This window comes from Arthrobacter sp. Hiyo1, assembly GCF_001263615.2.
In the GTDB taxonomy this organism is placed as follows: Bacteria; Actinomycetota; Actinomycetes; order Actinomycetales; family Micrococcaceae; genus Arthrobacter.
The window spans coordinates 985,725-986,398 of sequence record NZ_DF952468.1 but is presented as its reverse complement, the minus strand read 5'-3'; the positions used below and the strand labels follow the sequence as shown (position 1 = coordinate 986,398).

1 pseudogene is annotated in these 674 nt (G+C 65.7%); it reads right to left on the bottom strand.

The annotated features are described in order from the left end of the window. Window positions 1-21: 21 nt before the first annotated feature. Window positions 22-674, bottom strand: a pseudogene (locus AHiyo1_RS04420) (DNA-processing protein DprA); the annotation flags it as partial.

The window sequence follows — 674 nt, the reverse complement described above, 5'->3', positions numbered from 1 at the left end:
CAGGCCGCACCGCACTCCCCCTCAATATCTCTTCCCGGACCTCTTCCACGCGCCGCTCACTGATACCGCCAACCCCAACAGGCCTAGGCGTCCAAGACCCGCCCTGACGGACTCGGGGCTGAGTCCTGCCACAACCGCGAGCTTCTCCACGGAGCTCGTCGAACGGACCGGCAGGGCATCGAGCAAGATCAGGTCCTCAAGCGTGAGTCCATCGTGGTCCGAGGCAGCGGTTTCCTTGTCCTCGACAAGAGACTCACCGCTCGATCCCGCCAGTTCCGCGATTTCGCCGACATCCGTGACGCAGACAGCCCCGCCATCCCTGAGGAGCCGATGGCAGCCTGCGGAGTTGGCGCTGTGGATGGACCCCGGGACCGCGGCGACCGCCCTGCCAATTGATTCAGCATGATGGGCCGTATTCAGGGCGCCCGAACGCCATCGCGCTTCCACCACCACTGTCACGGCCGCCAAGGCGGCGATAATCCTGTTTCGCTGAAGGAAGCGGTAACGGGTGGGCGCCGAGCCCGGAGGAACCTCCGCGATGACCGCCCCTTGGTTTGCCACGGCACGCAGCAGATCCTCGTTTCCGGACGGATAGTATCGGTCCACTCCCCCTGCCATCACAGCGATAGTCGCATGTCGCCGGTGCCCCCGGCCAAGGCCCCGCGGTGTGCGTG